15 protein-coding genes and 5 pseudogenes are annotated in these 16,591 nt (G+C 57.9%); 10 read left to right on the top strand and 10 right to left on the bottom strand.

Going from position 1 to position 16,591, the window contains the following annotated elements; translation table 11 throughout:
- The first annotated feature begins 118 nt into the window (after positions 1–118).
- From ACRQ5Q_RS10040 to ACRQ5Q_RS10025, 4 genes are all read left to right on the top strand, one after another.
- A complete protein-coding gene (locus tag ACRQ5Q_RS10040; RefSeq protein ID WP_439397457.1) occupies positions 119–340 on the top strand; it encodes a hypothetical protein in 222 nt (73 codons plus the stop codon).
- Positions 341–372: 32 nt separating this feature from the next.
- Entirely contained in the window at positions 373–849 is a 477-nt protein-coding gene (locus ACRQ5Q_RS10035) for a recombinase family protein (RefSeq protein ID WP_439397455.1), read from the top strand.
- 93 nt (positions 850–942) lie between these two features.
- A complete protein-coding gene (locus ACRQ5Q_RS10030; RefSeq protein WP_439397453.1) occupies positions 943–1,188 on the top strand; it encodes a recombinase family protein in 246 nt (81 codons plus the stop codon).
- 12 nt (positions 1,189–1,200) lie between these two features.
- The gene (locus tag ACRQ5Q_RS10025) at positions 1,201–1,431 is read left to right on the top strand and encodes a recombinase zinc beta ribbon domain-containing protein (protein WP_439397452.1); all 231 of its coding nucleotides are present in this window, start codon (positions 1,201–1,203) and stop codon (positions 1,429–1,431) included.
- A 76-nt stretch (positions 1,432–1,507) separates the two neighbouring features.
- Here the strand turns inward: ACRQ5Q_RS10025 and ACRQ5Q_RS10020 are convergent, their stop codons facing one another.
- The 6 genes and pseudogenes from ACRQ5Q_RS10020 to ACRQ5Q_RS09995 form a co-directional block, all read right to left on the bottom strand.
- A complete protein-coding gene (locus ACRQ5Q_RS10020; protein WP_439397450.1) occupies positions 1,508–1,810 on the bottom strand; it encodes a hypothetical protein in 303 nt (100 codons plus the stop codon).
- Between the two features lie 89 nt (positions 1,811–1,899).
- Positions 1,900–2,142 (bottom strand): annotated as a pseudogene (locus ACRQ5Q_RS10015) (group II intron reverse transcriptase/maturase); the annotation flags it as partial.
- 703 nt (positions 2,143–2,845) lie between these two features.
- The gene (locus ACRQ5Q_RS10010) at positions 2,846–3,121 is read right to left on the bottom strand and encodes an IS630 transposase-related protein (protein WP_439397448.1); all 276 of its coding nucleotides are present in this window, start codon (positions 3,119–3,121) and stop codon (positions 2,846–2,848) included.
- A 406-nt stretch (positions 3,122–3,527) separates the two neighbouring features.
- Positions 3,528–4,520, bottom strand: coding sequence for an IS91 family transposase (locus ACRQ5Q_RS10005; RefSeq protein ID WP_439397446.1), 993 nt, complete (start codon positions 4,518–4,520; stop codon positions 3,528–3,530).
- Positions 4,457–4,672: pseudogene (locus ACRQ5Q_RS10000) on the bottom strand (transposase zinc-binding domain-containing protein); the annotation flags it as partial. The gene ACRQ5Q_RS10005 and the pseudogene ACRQ5Q_RS10000, both read right to left, overlap by 64 nt.
- Positions 4,673–4,681: 9 nt before the next feature.
- Positions 4,682–5,527 (bottom strand): tyrosine-type recombinase/integrase, encoded by an 846-nt coding sequence (locus tag ACRQ5Q_RS09995; RefSeq protein ID WP_439397444.1) that lies wholly within the window; start codon positions 5,525–5,527, stop codon positions 4,682–4,684.
- 897 nt (positions 5,528–6,424) lie between these two features.
- On the opposite strand from ACRQ5Q_RS09995, the gene ACRQ5Q_RS09990 reads away from it, so the two are divergent.
- The 4 genes and pseudogenes from ACRQ5Q_RS09990 to ACRQ5Q_RS09975 all read left to right on the top strand — a co-directional run bounded on the left by ACRQ5Q_RS09990 (position 6,425) and on the right by ACRQ5Q_RS09975 (position 8,530).
- On the top strand, positions 6,425–7,459 hold the full coding sequence (locus ACRQ5Q_RS09990) for an IS110 family transposase (RefSeq protein ID WP_439397442.1): 1,035 nt from the start codon (positions 6,425–6,427) through the stop codon (positions 7,457–7,459).
- A 324-nt stretch (positions 7,460–7,783) separates the two neighbouring features.
- The gene (locus ACRQ5Q_RS09985; protein WP_439397441.1) at positions 7,784–8,110 is read left to right on the top strand and encodes a transposase; all 327 of its coding nucleotides are present in this window, start codon (positions 7,784–7,786) and stop codon (positions 8,108–8,110) included.
- Positions 8,019–8,315 (top strand): annotated as a pseudogene (locus ACRQ5Q_RS09980) (transposase); the annotation flags it as partial. The gene ACRQ5Q_RS09985 and the pseudogene ACRQ5Q_RS09980, both read left to right, overlap by 92 nt.
- Before the next feature lie 35 nt (positions 8,316–8,350).
- Positions 8,351–8,530 (top strand): transposase, encoded by a 180-nt coding sequence (locus tag ACRQ5Q_RS09975; RefSeq protein WP_439399754.1) that lies wholly within the window; start codon positions 8,351–8,353, stop codon positions 8,528–8,530.
- A 49-nt stretch (positions 8,531–8,579) separates the two neighbouring features.
- Here ACRQ5Q_RS09975 and ACRQ5Q_RS09970 read toward each other — a convergent pair whose 3' ends face one another.
- From ACRQ5Q_RS09970 to ACRQ5Q_RS09960, 3 genes and pseudogenes are all read right to left on the bottom strand, one after another.
- Complete coding sequence (locus ACRQ5Q_RS09970) at positions 8,580–9,929, bottom strand: IS701 family transposase (RefSeq protein ID WP_439397439.1); 1,350 nt, start codon at positions 9,927–9,929, stop codon at positions 8,580–8,582.
- A 101-nt stretch (positions 9,930–10,030) separates the two neighbouring features.
- A pseudogene (locus ACRQ5Q_RS09965) lies at positions 10,031–11,379 on the bottom strand (IS701 family transposase).
- Positions 11,380–11,608: 229 nt separating this feature from the next.
- Positions 11,609–12,769 carry a M24 family metallopeptidase gene (locus ACRQ5Q_RS09960; protein WP_439397437.1) on the bottom strand — a complete coding sequence of 387 codons (1,161 nt, stop codon included), beginning with the start codon at positions 12,767–12,769 and terminating at the stop codon, positions 11,609–11,611.
- Positions 12,770–13,033: 264 nt separating this feature from the next.
- Between ACRQ5Q_RS09960 and ACRQ5Q_RS09955 the strand changes: the two are divergent.
- A pseudogene (locus ACRQ5Q_RS09955) lies at positions 13,034–13,974 on the top strand (saccharopine dehydrogenase family protein).
- Positions 13,975–14,380: 406 nt separating this feature from the next.
- On the top strand, positions 14,381–14,608 hold the full coding sequence (locus tag ACRQ5Q_RS09950) for a hypothetical protein (protein ID WP_439397436.1): 228 nt from the start codon (positions 14,381–14,383) through the stop codon (positions 14,606–14,608).
- Between the two features lie 567 nt (positions 14,609–15,175).
- Here the strand turns inward: ACRQ5Q_RS09950 and ectB are convergent.
- Positions 15,176–16,438, bottom strand: coding sequence for a diaminobutyrate--2-oxoglutarate transaminase (gene ectB / locus ACRQ5Q_RS09945; protein ID WP_439399752.1), 1,263 nt, complete (start codon positions 16,436–16,438; stop codon positions 15,176–15,178).
- Positions 16,439–16,591 lie beyond the last annotated feature (153 nt).

Here is a 16,591-nt window from a genome sequence, read left to right as displayed (position 1 = left end):
CTTGCTCGGTTCGGCAGTGCACTCCATCGTCGGCATACCGACACCATGGAAGGTCGGGATGTGTCCGCGCCATCCAGAGATCAAATGCATAGTGCATGAAGAGGTTGGCGGCGATTAGATGGATCCGGCGGCCGCAGCCCTCGACTTTGCCGAGGCGGGCGCCATCATCGCCAACATGATCGACTCCTATCTCGCTGCAGGCGCTTCGCCGCCCGATGTGGAAGGACCCGATCATGATCAATCCCAGGAATGCCGATCATCATTCGCCGCAGCAGGCCTGCACCTACATCCGTCAGTCGACGATGGGGCAAGTCCACTGCAGAGCGCCAGTACAACCTAACGGACCAAGCGAGGTCGCTCGGGTGGACTTCGGTGCAGATCCGGATCCTCGGCCGGGATCTCGGTCACTCGGGCGAGCAGGAGACCAATCGGGACGACTTCAAGACGCTGGTCAGCGATGTGGCAATGGGCCAAGTTGGCCCGATCTTCTATCTGGAAGCCTCGCGCCTGGCCCGCTCGAACAAGGATTGGCATCGCTTGCTGGAGCTGTGCGCGGTGACACGCACATTGGTGTTCGACGGCGATGGCTGCTACAATCCGGCTGACTTCAACGCCAGCCTTATGCTTTGGCATGACGGGTACGTTTGCTCAGGCAGAGCTGCACACGCTCGCGCGCGCCTCCACGGAGGCAAACTCACCAAGGCGCAGAAAGGTGAATTGCACTTCCCTCTTCGGGCGGTTTGGTATTCGATGGCGATAGGATCACCCTCGACCCCGATCAGGAAGTGCAAGGCGCGGTTCGAACAGTCTTCGAACTATTTGAACAAGAGAGCAGCGCCTACGGCGTAGTTTCAATGAACTCGGCGTTGTTGTCTTTCCACGGCGAGCCTATGGCGGCGTCTGGACGGCAAGCTGATCTGGGGACGACTTACGCATTCACGCGTGCTCGGTGTTCTTTCCAATCCTTCTTACGCCGGCACTTACGTGTTTGGCCGATATCAATCTTGTAAGCAGGTTGGTCCTACCGGGGAGATCCAAACTCAGTTGCGCCGCATGCCACAAGATGAGTGGCGTGTTGTGATTCCCGATCACCATGCTAGTTATATTTCCTGCGATCGATTCCTTACGAACCGCGAACACTTGGCAGCGAACAGGACCAATAGCGAAGTTATCCCAGGCCCCGCTTGAGAGGGACTTTGTTTGCTGCAAGGTTTTATTGCTTTGTGCGCGTGCGGACGGCGGCTAAATGTGCGCTACGCCGGCAAGGGCGGTCTTTACCCGATCTATGAATGCAATTGGAGGAGTCGGGAGGCACTGGCGCCGCAGGACTGCATGTCTCTGCCATCAAAAACGCTTGATCACGCTATTGCAGAGCGCCTGTTGACCGCCGTCACGCCACTGACGGTTAAACTGGCGTTGAACAAGCTTTGAGGAGCGCGATAGGTCAATTGCTGCGCAATGGCAACCAAGGATAGACCGGTTATGATTGTGACTTGGCAGAACGACGCTATGAAGAAGCAGACCCAAGCAATCGGTTGGGGTTGCTAGTATCCTCGAGAAGCGCTGGAACGATCCAATGGAGCGGCTTCTCGAGCAGTTCCAGGAGCCAGTCCCGATCCGGCTTCAGCACAGAGCGCCGGTCTCCACCCGTCGGCAGAGCCGCCGTGCGCTGCGTTTCCTCGAACGCCTTCACCCAGCGGATCGCGCTCGCGATCCCGACCCGGAATATCCGGGGCGGCTCGTTCCGCGAAAGGCCATCCTCAACGACGGCCTTGATCACCCGAATGCGAAGAGCCTCTCCATGCGCCATCCCTGCCGGCCTCCTCCCGGCCTCAAGGATGAATCACGGTTCGCTCCCCTTGGGAATCCCTACGATTCAATTCGACCCCCAACTCGCTCTAAAGTCCTTCCGCCGCCCGTCTTCTTTGGAATGGAGACGGCGAGCACCGGAGGTGGAAAGTACGTCCCTGACGACATCCGATTCCGGATCTTGTAGAGATTCCCTGCAAGGTCTTTCTCGAAAATCTCGAAGGCCTGTCCGTCCACTCCAGCCGCTCCGCGATTGGATTTGACCGTCTTGTACGCTTCGTACATCCGTTTCTCAATCGAGAACGGTTTGTTTATCGCACTATTCGAAGTCATCCTGTTTCCAGTTGGCCCCGAGTACGACTACCTGACCCAATCCCTTTGCTCCGACCCCATTACAGGCCCTCGACGCTCCTACGGATCGGTCCGCCCCACTCTCTTGCATCGGTACTCTCGCCTCGCGGTTGCCACCGCTTGCGCTTCTCCCTTGGCATCAAGAGCCTGGTTCTTGCAGTTCCGCGCGAAAGCCTGTGTCCGATTCACGCCCCCTCTACGCCGGTCGCCGCCCGCCCAGTCGCCAGGCATCCGGCGGACTCGTCGCAGGATGACGAGACAGTCCTGGTTTTGATGACACTTAGATTCATAAACGACGCGTCTTCGGAGGGTTCAATTTCGTTCGTCTTTCGGTCACTCACCTGCTCGGTATATTCCGACTTCCAAGTCCGACGCTCACCACCCCAGCTCTTTACCGCAGCCGTTCGGATTGGTTTGAGCCCCATCCCTGAAAGCTACGGGGGCCCGCCCTCATCTTTCCCGCAGCTTCACCATCGGTCTTAGTTCATGTTGAACTCCTTCCGCTGTCTGCAGCACACTCTCGTCGATGAAGACCAATCGTTCAGCTTCGGCGCGAGCTTGATATTTTGCCCACTGGGCTCGCCGCCGCGCCACCTCGGGACGATCGCGTTCGCCAGCCCCCACGCTTTTTTTGAAGCTGAGCCTCTCGGCATGTACGAAGTCCCACACCGAGTGGTAGTCGACTTCAGGCTGCGTCCGGCAAGCTCGGCAAGAAGTCCGCGTATGGTGAAATCGCCGTCCTTGATCCGTTGCGACAGCCAGACGGCGTGGTCTCCCGAAGCCTTCGGCTTGTGACGGCCCATCCAGGCTCAACGCTGCCGGTCTTCTCGACCCGCGGCATCCAGCCGATGGCCGTGCTGATCGCCACTCCAAACTGCTTGGCCGCCTTATTGCGGGACATCCCGCCCTCCATCGCAGCCACGACGCGCTTACGAAAATCCAGCGAATAAGGCTTGCCCATCCATGCTGGCCTCTATCCAGCCAGCATGCTGAATCAGAAAGACACTGATTTGGGAATCTGGAGGGTTCTGTGAGGTCGCGGAGGAAAGGCAGCCAGGGGCTCTGTCGCGACCTCACAGAAGCCGGATTGAACGAAGCCGCGGAGTTGTGGGGCGCTATGGCGATAGTGCAGCCAGAGTAGCTGCGGAGAAGGCGCGCCTGTGGTCGCCGCGCATCGGCGAGATATTGATTGGACGTGAGCTGCGCGATTGCTCGGGCCGAGAGCGCGAAGCCGCGAACGATTTGTTGTGCTGGGATGCGCGGCCGAACGATTGGCGGGATGTTTGGTGGCGAGCGCGGCCACGGCGAGATCGGAGGTTGCCACGGAGAAGGTGATCATGGAAAGGGGTGGATGGTGCATGCGCTGGTCATGACGTGTCACAACGGAACGGCTGGTCGCGCGCGCAGGCTCGCGGGACGACGTCGATGCGCCGCATGATGCCGCTGCAATGTGGGCAGGCGGGAATCTCACATTTGGCGAAGGGATCGGTGCTGGCTTCTCGATCTGGCGGAGGTTGGCGGACAGCGAGGAGCTGACGGCAAAGTGCCAGTCGGTCGTTGCGTCCGCCATTGGCGAGGAAGCCATAGTGGCGGATGCGATGGAAGCCGTCCGGCAGGGCATGCAGCAGGAAACGGAGGATGAACTCGTCGGCATCGAGCGTCATCAGCTTGGTCTTGCTGTGCTGGCGATAGTCCTTCCAGGCGAAGCGGACCTTGCCGTCGGAGAGCGAGACCAGCCGGCTGTTGGCGATGGCGACGCGATGGGTATAGCGCCCGAGATAGGCCAGCACCTGCTCGGGGCCGCCGAACGGTGGCTTGGCGTAGACGACCCAGTCGGTCCGTCGGAGCTGATCGAGCCGCTGGGTGAACGCGGCGGGATCGGCGAGATGGGTGAGATTACCAAAAAAGCCTAACTGACCAGCCGCGAAGGCAGCTTGCAGGTCTTGCAGAAACAGGCGGCGGAACAGCCGAGAGAGGACGCGCACCGGCAGGAAGAAGCCCGGCCGGCAAGCGACCCATCGTGTGCCGTCGAGCGAAGGCGGATGGTGTTGCAGGGTCTGGCCCCAGGTATGGAGGACGGCGGTCACGCCGAGCTGGGCACCGAGATGCTTGGGGTCGGCCGCGATGGTGGTGAGCTCTCCGCCGCGCAGCGGAACAGGATGGCATAGACTACCGCTTGTTCGGGAACGCAATCTCCCCGCCGGCGCCGGCAAGGTGAAGACCACGTGGAAATACGGCACGGGAAGCAGTTCGGCTTGCCGCTCGGCAAGCCACTGCGCGCGTGCCGCCCCTGGCACTTTGGCCAGTGCCGATTGCGACAGGAGTTGTAGGGGATGCGCCTCGCACCGCAGTCGTCGCATTGCTCGACGTGGCCACCGAGCACGGCCGTCCGACACGCCGTGATGGCGCCCATCACACGTCGCTCGACACGGCCGAGGTGACCGGCATGCGCCTGCCGAAAAGCTTCGCCGTGGCGGCGGAATATGTCCGCCACTTCCAAAGCCGGATCCATGATGCCGGATCAGCCGGGCGGAACGGTCTCCAATCGCAGCCGGTCAAGCGGACTCGGGGTCTGGCTGATTGTTTTGGTGGCAACCTGGGCGTAGCGGGCCGTGCTCTGCAGGCTGGCATGGCCGAGCAGCACCTGGATGACACGAATGTCGGCGCCGTTCTTCAGAAGATGGGTCGCAAAACTGTGCCGTAATGTGTGCACCGTCACGCGCTTGTTCAGACCGGCTGCGATGTGGGCCGAGCGGCACGCCGCGTGCAGCACAGTCGCATCAAGCGGCCGCTCACTGTCGCGGCCGGGAAATAGCGAGCGCGTCGGTCGGGTTAACCGCCAATAGGTCCTTAGAATCTTCAGAATCTGCGGCGAGAGCATGACGTAACGGTCCCTGCCGCCTTTGCCTTGTTCGACCCGGATTACCATCCGCTGGCTGTCGATATGCGGGACCCTGAGGAAAACCACCTCCGAGACGCGTAATCCAGTGGCATAGACTGTCGTCAACGCTATGCGGCTCTTAAGGCTCGGGATCGCCTCTAGAAAACTCACCACCTCGTCGGCACTCAGCACGACCGGCAGCTTGCGTGGCTCCCGCGCATAGGCAATGCGTTCGGGGATCGCGCTGTGGCCGAGCGTCACGCCATCGAAAAAGCGCAAGGCATAGACGATCTGGTTGAGTGTCGGCCATGATATCCCCGTCGCCACCAGCTGGACATCCTCTAAGCCCAGATGATCGGGCGATCGGCCAAAATATCGGCTGAACTTCGATACCGCGTTGAGATATGATCGCTGCGTCGCCGGCGACAGATTGCGGACCGTCATGTCCTCGATCATGCGTCGGCGGAGAGGGCTAAACTGGGCCATCGGAAAACCTCCTGTCTGAAGGGTTGGGCTCTGAAAACTCTCGATCCTCTCAGACAGGAGGTGGCCGTTACCACCCCTCCTCAAATGCCGCGCCAGCGGCTTCGTTCAATCCCAAATCGATTCAACCTAACCCCATCCCGCTTTAACGCGCCAAACGCGATCTTCACGATTTAGATGACTGGAGACTTTTGCGCCCGGAATCATTGCCGCGTGAAGAAGAGCTATCGATGACGTAACGACATCCTTACCCGCCGAGGTCCGCGAGGGGATGAGACGACGATGGAAAACCGGTCTTGCGGGCGCATGCGAACACTGATGACCCAAAGGGCCCGACCGAGACCTATCCGCTAATCAGATCGCATGCGCGTTGATATCCAATGATGGCCCGAAGCATTGCGCTCCACGCAGAGGCGGGATACATTGATGCAAGACTACATCTACCGGATCGTCGAAATCTGCTTGCGCGGCACGCCGGACCGTACAACTACAACTAATCCCTAGTCCCTAACACCACGCCCAGGCTTCTTTTGGCAACTCAACAGAAGCGCGTATCGCCTGCCAGGAGTGAGATAAGCTTGCTCTGAGAGCATGCTTTGTTCGACGCCGTCTCATCGGAAATGCCCCAGCGTTGGAATCCAACGCTTCTCTTTCGAAAGGTCCGAACGCGTGAGCGAGACGGTCGACACGGCCCCTTGTGGCCGCCCGTTCAAAGTCACGCTTCACGAACACCGTTTTGCGCCCGTGCGAGGGGTTTCCCTCAACCTACCGCTAATCACTAGATGCGGTAATGGGCCCGGCTCCGGAGCAAGGGGTCATGATGGTGGCTGTCCCCCGATAGATGATGAAACGGGGTCACGACTTGAGTCGGCCCCAAGCATCTGGAGACGGAGGACAGCCGTGGAGAATTATGCCGGAATCGACGTGTCATTGGAACTGTCGAGCGTGTGTGTTGTGGACGCCCAGGGTAAGATCCTGAAGGAAGCGAAGGTCGCAAGCGAACCCGACGCCTTAGTTGACTTTTTTGAGACGCTCGGCTTTGCAGTGAAGCGGATCGGGCTGGAGGTTGGGCCGCTGTCGCAATGGCTGCATGCAGGCCTGAAAGGTGCAGGATTTGAAACAGTTCTGCTGGAAACGCGGCACGTGAAGGCCGCATTATCTGCAATGACGGTCAAGACGGATCGCAAGGATGCCCGCGGGATCGCCCAGTTGATCCGGATGGGATGGTTTCGGCAGGTACACGCAAAGTCGGTTGATGCGCAAGAGATCCGGGCACTCCTGATCGCACGCAAACAGCTTCTCGGGCGGCTGATCGATGTAGAATTAAGTATCCGAGGGATTTTGCGCGGCTTCGGTCTGAAGGTTGGCCCGGTGACGCGAAGGAATTTTGAAGCGCGGATTCGAGAGTTGGTTGCAGGCCAGGCGACATTGGAGCGCATTGCTGGTGCGATGCTTTCGGCACGATCGGCCCTGAAGGCAGAATACGGAAGACTACACAAGGCTGTGCTGGCAATTGTGCGTGATGATGCAGTCTGCCGCCGGCTTATGACAGTACCAGGCGTTGGCCCCCTGGTGGCCATCACCTACAAATCGGCGATTGATGATCCTCATCGCATTGTAAAGTCAAAGGCAGCAGGCGCGCTGTTCGGGCTCACGCCAAAGAAATATCAATCGGGAGAAAAGGACGTCACGGGCGGAATCACGCTGGCCGGCGATGAGACGGTGCGGACGGCCTTGTATGAAGCCGCCAACGTTCTGTTATCGCGCATCACGCGGTTCTCAAAACTCAAACGCTGGGGGATGGACGTCGCCAAGCGGAGAGGCTCGAAGCGCGCAAAGGTCGCCTTGGCACGCAAGCTCGCAGTGATCCTGCATCGGATCTGGGTCGATGGCACGACTTACCGATGGGCCGAAGCGGGCTCAATCGCAGCATAGAAGACGTGGAGGAGATCGAGAACGCAACCGGGATGAACTGAAGCCCGGTGCCCGAAGTCCCGTCGCCGGGACGGTGGATGCGGTGAAGCCGTTACACGCCCAGTGGCCGTCGTCCGACGAACCACGCGTATCTAGATAGGCTCACCGCTCCCTCTGACAGTATGATGTGGCGGCCAGGCGTCGACCACGAACAGAAGCATGAGCTCGGCGGCGTGGCGTTCACTCGGGAGGCTTGACATCATCGGGCCCATTACAGAAGGGTCTGTACCTAATTAGCGAACTCTGATTCCCTCGCAGCGGGTTGATTCCACGCGGGGGACTTCGATGCGCAAAGGACTGTTCTGGCTCAACGACAAGCAATGGGCTCTGATAGAGCCGCATCTGCCAACGAACCAGACCGGACCGGTGCGCGATGACGATCGACGCGTCATCAGCGGTATCATTCACATGCTTCAGTGCGGCGCACGCTGGCGCGATTGCCCGCCCGACTATGGTCCGTACACGACGATCTACAATCGTTTCAATCGCTGGGCCAAGCGCGGACATTGGCGGGCGATCTTTGAAGCGCTCGCCCGCTGCGGCAAAGATCCATCGACTCCACCACGATCAAAGCGCATCGCTCGGCGAGCGGCGGAAAAGGGGGGAGCATGAACAAGCGATCGGCCGCTCGCGCGGCGGGCGGACCACGAAAATCCACGCGCTGAGCGACCCTGACTGCAGACCTTGCGCATTTCATCTCACTCCAGGCCAGGACGCTGATATTGCCGCAGCGCCAGCCCTTTTGGAACTCGCGCCACCCATGTCTGCCCTCATTGGCGACAAAGGGTACGACGGCGACGGCTTTCGAGCCGAAATCGTCGATCGTGGTGCCAAGCCCGTCATTCCAAACAAATCCAACAGGGTCACTCTCCACAGCTTCAGCAAACGCGCCTACAAGGGCGCAACGTTATCGAGCGCTGTTTCTGCCGCCTCAAGGATTTCAGGCGTGTCGCAACTCGCTACGACAAACTAGCCAGGAACTTCTTGGCTGCCGTCCATCTCGCCGCCATCGTTGCCTATTGGATCAATTGAGTCTGAGCCCTAGCACTACTTTGGCAGATTTGGTTTGTGCTGTGGTTTTTCACGGATTCGTCTTCTGCAGTGCGGGCATCGCTGCGATGGCGGCCGGAGAATGAGATCGACGATGGCGTGGCGTACGGCGGGCATGGTTGGTTGAGGCGGAGGCCCATTGATTCTTTTTTTTCCGTCCCGCATGTGCGAGGCGACGGTGCTGCAAGAAGGCGTAGGCAATCATTGTCATCAGGGCGTGGCGATGAAGACCCTGCCATGATCGCCCTTCGAATTGATCAAGCCCAAGCTCCTCCTTCAACTGCTGATGCGCCTGCTCACAAATCCATCGTGCCTTGATGGTGGCGGCCAGTGTGCGCAGATCCGTCGCCGCAGGGAGGTTGGCGAGATAGTATTTCTTCTCCCCTGAGGCACGCTGCTCGCCAATGAGCCAAGCTTCGTCGCCCGGGAGATGCTGCTGACCCTTATCCCAGATTCGCTGCGGAGGGCCGTCGGCGGTGCGGACACGGAGAGCAGCAAATCGGGCTTTCAGCCGACCTTTCGTCCCGCTGCGCCAACTCACGGTTTTCCATTTGGCGCTCGCCAGCATGTGTTCTGCCGCAATCGATAAGATATCCGGCACGTGGTGCTTTCGTGGTTTCCCGCGGACTTTGGTAATCGGCCAAATGAGCTTCACATCAACCGGATACACCTTGAAGTGCCGAGGGATGCCGACGGCCCAGGCCAATCCGCGTTCTGTTAGCCCTTGTCGAAATGGTGCGCTGAGCCCGTATCCTGCATCCGCCAGCACACATCCAAAGCGCACGTTGGCTGCCATCGCTCGATCAACCTCAGCCAAAGCGATTTCTGGCTTGGATCTTGCCGTTCGGTGTTCGATCGGCACCCGAGCACGCATCAAACGAGACACATTGCCTGTCCAACTCTCGGGCAGAAAGAGACGCAATGCGACCATCACGGGCACTTCGCCGCGCGCAAGGGTCAGCGACACCAGCGTTTGGCAATTTGCCGTTTTGCCAAGAGAGGACGCATATTGAGCCGCGACACCAACCGAGCGTTCGCCCTTTTTCGGCATTGCGGTGTCATCAATGACTAATACCGCATCCTTGCCGCCGACAAGCCGATCCGCCTGGTTGAGCAGCTCAGATTCCAGCGGTGATGCGTCCCAGACACCGTCGGCGATGAAATGGTGCAGCTGATCGTAGTTGCCGGTTGCAAGGCGTTCTGCCATCGGCTGAACGCTCTTGCGATCGCCCGGGCCGATCAATCCCGCAACGTACAGGGGACACATCCGCTGCCGGGTCTTATGACCCAACCGGTCCAGGAACGGCTTCAGCCAGCGTTCGAGTTCGTCTTCCCATTCCGCCATGGTCAGCCCTCCAAGAGCCGACCACCCATGAATCATTGAAAAATCGATTCGGGAATCCTAATAAAGAGCCCAAATCCAACAATCTGCCAAAGTAGTGCTAGCACTACTTTGGCAGAATGTGTTTACGCCAGTGTTTTTCAAGGATTTGCTTTCGGCAATATGGGCACTGTTGAGGCGGCGGCCGAAGGATGAGATCGACGATGGCGTGACGTACGGCGGGCATGGTTGGTTGAGGCGGAGGCCCGTTGATTCTTTTTTTTCCGCCCCGCGTATGCGAGGCGACGATGTTGCAGGAAGGCGTAGGCAATCATTGTCATAAGGGCGTGGCGATGAAGACCTTGCCATGATCGCCCTTCGAAGTGATCAAGTCCAAGCTCCTCCTTCAACTGTTGATGCGCCTGCTCACAAATCCACCGTGCCTTGATGGTAGCGGCCAGCGTGCGCAGATCCGTCGCCGCCGGAAGATTGGCGAGATAGTATTTCTTCTCCCCGGAGGCACGTTGCTCGCCAATGAGCCAGGCTTCGTCGCCTGGGAGATGCTGCTGACCTTTATCCCATATCCGCTGCGCAGGGCCGTCTGCGGTGCGGACACGGAGAGCAGCAAATCGGGCTTTGAGCCGACCTTTCGTCCCGCTACGCCAAGTCACCGTTTTCCATCTGGCGCCGGCCAGCATTTGTTCCGCCGCAATCGATAAGGTATCGGGCACGTGGTGCTTTCGTGGTTTGCCACGGACTTTGGTGATCGGCCAAATGAGCTTCACATCAACCGGATACACTTTCTGGTGCCGAGCGATACCGACAGCCCAGGCCAGCCCGCGCTCTGTTAGCCCTTGTCGAAACGGTGCGCTGAGGCCGTATCCTGCATCCGCCAGCACACATCCAAAGCGCACGTTGGCTGCCATCGCGCGGTCAATCTCGGCCAAAGCGATCTCCGGCTTGGACCGTGGCGTTCGGTGTTCGACTGGCACGCGAGCGCGCTTCAAACGAGGCATGTCGCTTGTCCAGCTGTCAGGCAGAAAGAGACGTAACGCGACCATCACTGGCACTTCCCCGCGCGCAAGCGTTAAAGACACCAGCGTTTGGCAATTTGCAGTTTACCGAGAGCCGACGCGTATTGAGCCGCAACACCGACTGAGCGATCGCCCTTCTTCGGCAGCGAGGTGTCATCAATAACCAGCACCGCATCCCTGCCGCCGACAAGTCGGTCCGCCTGGTTGAGCAACTCTGTTTCCAGCGGCGTCGCGTCCCAGACACCGTCCGCAATGAAATGGTGCAACTGGTCGTAGTTGCTCGTGGCAAGGCGTTCGGCCATCGGCTGAACGCTCTTGCGATCGCCAGGGCCGATCAATCCAGCCACATAGAGAGGGCACATCCGCTGCCGGGTCTTATGACCCAGCCGGTCCAAGAACGGTATCAGCCAGCGCTCAAGTTCGTCCTTCCATCCCGGCATGGTCAGCCCTCCAAGAGCCGACCACCCATGAATCATTGAAAAATTGATTCGGGAATCCTATAAAACACTGCAAAACCAACATTCTGCCAAAGTAGTGCTAGTCTCTTTAGACCGATGAGAATGTAAATGCCCGTCTCGACTATTCCCGTTTCGATGTTATTGAGTCGCGCGACTACGGTTGAAATAGCGACGCCATGCGGATGCGTGACTCTGCAGATACTGCAAACCTTGAACACTGTGCTTGTTCATACTTCCAAACCGAGAATCATGCGCGGTAAAGCGTGTGTGGTGTACGGCCGAGTATTTCCGCACCGCCCTTCGTCACCACGACGTGTTGGCTGCACCCAAACAAGTAGCCGCTTTCGCTGAACAGAATGATCGGCAGATGCAAGGTCATGCCGGTCTCAAGTATGTCCTCCGCACCCGGCTCCAAGCTCAAGTTACCTCGTTCCAACCAATGAATGCCGGTTTGATATCCGGTCCGATGGCGAAATACGCGTGGACGCCTAGATCGCTGGATCACCTTGCGTGCGGCGGCGTCCACTGCATCCGCGGCCACACCCGGTTTGATCGCGACAATTGCGGCTTCGAGAGCCTCCAAGGCCAGAGCGTGCAGAGATTCGGCCGCAGGATGCCGACCGAGGACCGCACCCCGGACTAGCCCTGCGGTGTACCCGTGTTTCGAGCCGCCGATTTCGATCATAGCGGGCTCATTGTCTTTGATTGGGTGATGCGCGGGGGCGCCATGCGGCATCCTTGTCCGCTCGCCGAATACCAAAGTGTAGTTTGGCCGAAGTTCGCCGCCTGCACTCTTGATCTTCGCCTCGATATTCGCGGCCACCTCCAATTCGGTCGCGCCGCTGCGCAATGAGCTCTGAAACGTGCGCACGGCCAGGTCGGTCATGGCTATCGCGCCGCGCATGGCCTCAAGCTCCAGTTCGCTTTTCACGGCTGCGACTGAGGCGACCAGACGAGTTGCATCGACGACCTGCAACTCGGGAAGTTGCGCCTGAAGCGCACTCACATCGGCCGGCGCTAGGTTCCAGCAGCCAAGCTCGAGGCCGATCCTTGGCCACTGCAGTTTGTATCGCCGAAGAACTTCGGCGCACACCATGGCAAAGTCGCGCTCCTGCGTATAAGGAATGATCTCGTCAATACAACTGCTCGCTCTAACCGCTTGTACCTCATACTCTCGGACAACGTATGTTGCCGCCCGCCCCGGTAGAAGGATGAATGGGAAGGGCGCGAAGTATCCGCCACGCCCATCGTATCCGGTGAGGTATCGGAGATGACCGTGCGCTGTGACCAACAGTGCACCAAGCTCAGCACGCACCATCGCCGCAAGCACCCTCTGCTGCCGGCATTCGTACTCCGACTTCGGAAATGGAACACCAGTTAAAGGAATCGCCGAGATTTTCGTGCTCATGCATCACCTCCATTGGTGTCGGCAACGTCGGCTCGTCCGTGCGTTCGTGTCCTACGAGTGTCAACACCGGCACACGGGATTTTCACGGTTGGGCGCGCCAATCGTTTTCCTTTTTGTCCGTTACGGACATGAGCACTATTCCGGAATCTCTACATCCTCGTCAATCTGCCAGAGCAGGTAGGCCTAATTGCGCCTGATGTTGTTATCAATCGTCAAATCGATGACGAAACTCATCACGATGCAAGGAGCAATAAGTATCGGAACATGAAAGAGATTACACTCGTCAGTGCAGACAAGATCGTTGGCGCGATTGCAACGATGCTAGCCGACATCGGCGATTACAAAGTGACGGTCGTCGACCCCAGTGGCGAGCAGCTCGCCGAGAGCCATTCGACATTTTCTAGTGTGATGCTAGACATCACGGACCAGGCAAGTCTGCTGGCCACGATCAACCGTAAATTCGCTGTGCTTTCGGCCTTTCCCTTCGATTTGACCGCATACCTCGAGGAGGCTGCTCTCAAGGCAGATGCGCACTGTCTCCTATTTGGCTGAGGATGTCACCACCACAAAGAAAGTCCAGGCTCTTGCTCACCTTGAGCAACCGATGGTCCGATCAATGAATGCATCCAACCGTGCGAAGCCTCGTGGAAGGCAGACTGATGAACGTGCCAGCCATGGAGGAGCTTGAGGAACTTTCGTTCGACGGCGTGAAGCTATGAAGCGGTTAATACATCCGGCGGCCTTGGGACTTTGGCAAGGATGCTGGAAGGCAAGGTGCGCACGATGAACTATCGCGCCATCCGTTATCCTGGCCATCAGGTGATCATTGAAGCGCTGCTGAACGACTTAAATCTGAAGAACCGCCGCGACGTCCTGAAGGATCTGTTTGAGAACCAATACCCGCTACCATGCAGGATGTAGTCGTCATCTTCGTTACGGTCTGCGGCTGGCGGGATAGGCGTTCTATGCACCGGTACTTACGCAAACAAGATCTACGCTGGAGTTATTGCGGGGCGAAGACTGAGTGCGCTTCAGACCACGACCGCCGCGAGCATTTCTACCGTCTTCGAACCTTCTGGCCCAGAACAGATTGTCGGCAAAGGGTTCTTGTCCGACAGGAAGAGATCACACTGTCGGACTTCCTCAGCAATGGGTTCGGTCAGATCTACAATCCCGGCGCGGTATCGGTGAGGCAAGCCGGATGAGGCATTCACGTGCCCTCAACTTCATTAGGCCGACAAGTGTCCAGAAAAGGTGTGGTTTGCAGCACAACGGGCGCGAGCACCTCGATGCACACCATCTGCCCTCGACCGCGAAAGGAACATTCCTGCAGGGAAAACACGGATCTAAAGCCCCGGTCAGCTCCTCGATCCCGTCGATAGTCCCGCCTTTCCTTCGGGATTTACCGGAGTAGTTGTTGACGATTCCCGGTGTATGTAGTCGGTCTGGAGGCTGCCCTGAACGCCGTCCGGCCCGGTACACCTGTAGCGACGTTGCGCGCGCGTTCTATCGAACGATTGAAAAACATGGCTTCAAAAAAGAATCCCGCTGTGCTCGCGGTAGGCTCACTCCAGTGGATACCAATGGGATACCCTCCTTACGGAGGGGGGCATGACAGAGTTGAAGCCGAACATGACGTTCCATCTGATGCTGGGCAACTGGATCGAGGAGGATTTCGGCTACGTCATCAGCCAAACATTGTGTGTTACCGAGACCGGCGCAGAGGCATTGACCCGTCACCGCGCAAGCTTTTTGATCTTTGCTAAGGAATGTGGGAAACTTCAGATGAGCATCGCTGATGGACCCGGAGCCACCGCCTGTGCAGAACCTCCAAAGTGATTGAGCGGTGTCGATTTTTGGGACGGAGCAGCGTTTGAGATTGCAAGAGAGTTGAACAGATGGTTTGTAGGGCGTGTTGAGTCGCCGGGTGTCCGGACATGCGCAGGAGTGAAGCCGCGGCGACCGATGCGGCGCACTTCACGATGCCGAGGCGGCGAAGCTCCGGGAATCGGTTATGCCCGTTCCGCCATTGCCGCCAGAGATACAAACGCAGTCTCCGGCGGATTCAAGTTGCGAAGTTCATTGGAACGCGCGGGGTCTGACGGAAGCCGAAGTACCCGCGCCAAGATGATGGTATGGTTTGCGATCATCGGCTGCAAGCTGATCTCTCGCGTTCTTTTGTTCACCAGCAGAGTGACGACCTCACGCTGATTGGATGGACCGAAACGGATGTCTTCGGCGCCATCGCATGCGTACAGCAATTCGCCACATCCTCTGTGGACCCGCTGAAGCGCCCTGAGCCCTTCCTGCTGACTTGCCAATTATTTTTCATCCCGCCGGAATCGCTAAAGTCTGTAGTCGTTGGGCATTTCCGTCTCATACTGTTCAGATAAATTGGAAGTAAGGTCACGCTGCCGGAACTTGATTCAACGTTTCCGCCAGGGCGTCCTCGAATATCTCAAGTCCCTGACTTAGTGTCTCAGAATCGATCGTTAGCGCGGGCAACAATTTCAACACTTGGTCGGCAGGGCCGCATCGTTCAACAATCAATCCCTTGTCAAACGCCTTGCGTGCCGTAGTCTCCGCAATTTCAGCCGTTTGGCAATCAAAGCCCCATACCATGCCCCGCCCTCGAACATCGAAACGATTCCCCAGGTTGAATGAAATGGCCTCAAGTCGGTGTCGCAGGAAGTTTCCCATGCGATGAACATCCTGGGAGAACGTCCGACAGCGCCAATAGATATTTATAGCTGCAGTTGCAGATACAAGCGCAAGGTTATTTCCCCGAAAGGTACTAGTATGCTCTCCGGGCCGCCACGCGTCGGCTGCCTCTTTGATCAACAACATTGATAGTGGCAGACCGTAACCACTTAGCGATTTCGACAGCACGACGATATCTGGCGACAGCCCCGCGAACTCAAAGCTAAAGAATTCACCCGTTCGGCCACAACCCATCTGGACGTCGTCGACTATGAAAAGAGCACCAGCCTCCTTTGCTATAGACTGAATTGATTGCAACCATTCTCTGCAAGCAACGTTTACGCCCCCTTCTCCTTGCACAGTTTCGACGAGAATGGCAGCCGGAGCATCGGTACCGCTGCTCTGATCCAGCAATACCTTTCGCATGTAGTCCGCCGTATCAATAGACGGCCCAAAATAACCATCATACGGCATAAAGGTTACGCCAGACAAAGAAACCCCGCTCGCCGTGCGATGAAAGCGATTACCGGTCGCAGCAATCGCTCCTAGGCTCAGGCCATGATATCCACGTGTGAATGAAATGATATTTTGACGCCCTGTAACCTTGCGTGCGAGTTTTAATGCTGCTTCGACGGCATTAGCACCCGTTGGCCCCACGAATTGGAACCGGTATTTCAGCCCCCGTTCGTGTAGTATAACAGAGCTGAAAGTCTCCAGGAATTCGAGCTTTGCAGGAGTCGCCATGTCGAGGCCGTGGACCACAGCATCCGATGCTAGATACTCGGCAATAGCCGCTTTGAGCTGGTGATTGTTGTGGCCGTAGTTAAGCGCTCCAGCACCAGAAAGGAAGTCAATTACCTTTCGACCATTCTGCGTTAGCAGAATGGAGCCACGCGCTCGGCTAAAAACGGTCGGAAACAAACGTGAGTATAGGCGAACGCTCGATTCTAGAGTCTCCAAAGCTTGCATACCAGTGGACTCGCCGATCACTTCACTCATGTTGTATCCTTCGCAAGTAAGTCGTTCGTCAAGCGAGCGCGCTTCTCATAGGCATCAATGACGTTCGTTGCGATGCGCTGCGGCGTGTCCTTGAAGCGACATGTAAGTTCGAGAACTGCGGCA

The sequence above is a fragment of the Bradyrhizobium sp. PMVTL-01 genome (assembly GCF_051861855.1).
Classification (GTDB): domain Bacteria; phylum Pseudomonadota; class Alphaproteobacteria; order Rhizobiales; family Xanthobacteraceae; genus Bradyrhizobium.
The sequence above is the reverse complement of the archived record's forward strand: the minus strand, read 5'-3'. Positions and strand labels throughout refer to the sequence as shown.

Excerpts from the sequence above, each read along its gene's own strand:
- ACRQ5Q_RS10040 (WP_439397457.1), top strand. The coding sequence starts at position 119 with ATGGATCCGGCGGCCGCAGCCCTCGACTTTGCCGAGGCGGGCGCCATC.
- ACRQ5Q_RS10020 (WP_439397450.1), bottom strand. The coding sequence starts at position 1,810 with ATGGCGCATGGAGAGGCTCTTCGCATTCGGGTGATCAAGGCCGTCGTT.
- ACRQ5Q_RS10010 (WP_439397448.1), bottom strand. The coding sequence starts at position 3,121 with ATGGGCAAGCCTTATTCGCTGGATTTTCGTAAGCGCGTCGTGGCTGCG.
- ACRQ5Q_RS10005 (WP_439397446.1), bottom strand. The coding sequence starts at position 4,520 with ATGCGACGACTGCGGTGCGAGGCGCATCCCCTACAACTCCTGTCGCAA.
- ACRQ5Q_RS09995 (WP_439397444.1), bottom strand. The coding sequence starts at position 5,527 with ATGGCCCAGTTTAGCCCTCTCCGCCGACGCATGATCGAGGACATGACG.
- ACRQ5Q_RS09985 (WP_439397441.1), top strand. The coding sequence starts at position 7,784 with ATGCGCAAAGGACTGTTCTGGCTCAACGACAAGCAATGGGCTCTGATA.
- ACRQ5Q_RS09970 (WP_439397439.1), bottom strand. The coding sequence starts at position 9,929 with ATGATTCATGGGTGGTCGGCTCTTGGAGGGCTGACCATGGCGGAATGG.
- ACRQ5Q_RS09960 (WP_439397437.1), bottom strand. The coding sequence starts at position 12,769 with ATGAGCACGAAAATCTCGGCGATTCCTTTAACTGGTGTTCCATTTCCG.
- ACRQ5Q_RS09950 (WP_439397436.1), top strand. The coding sequence starts at position 14,381 with ATGACAGAGTTGAAGCCGAACATGACGTTCCATCTGATGCTGGGCAAC.
- ectB (WP_439399752.1), bottom strand. The coding sequence starts at position 16,438 with ATGCAAGCTTTGGAGACTCTAGAATCGAGCGTTCGCCTATACTCACGT.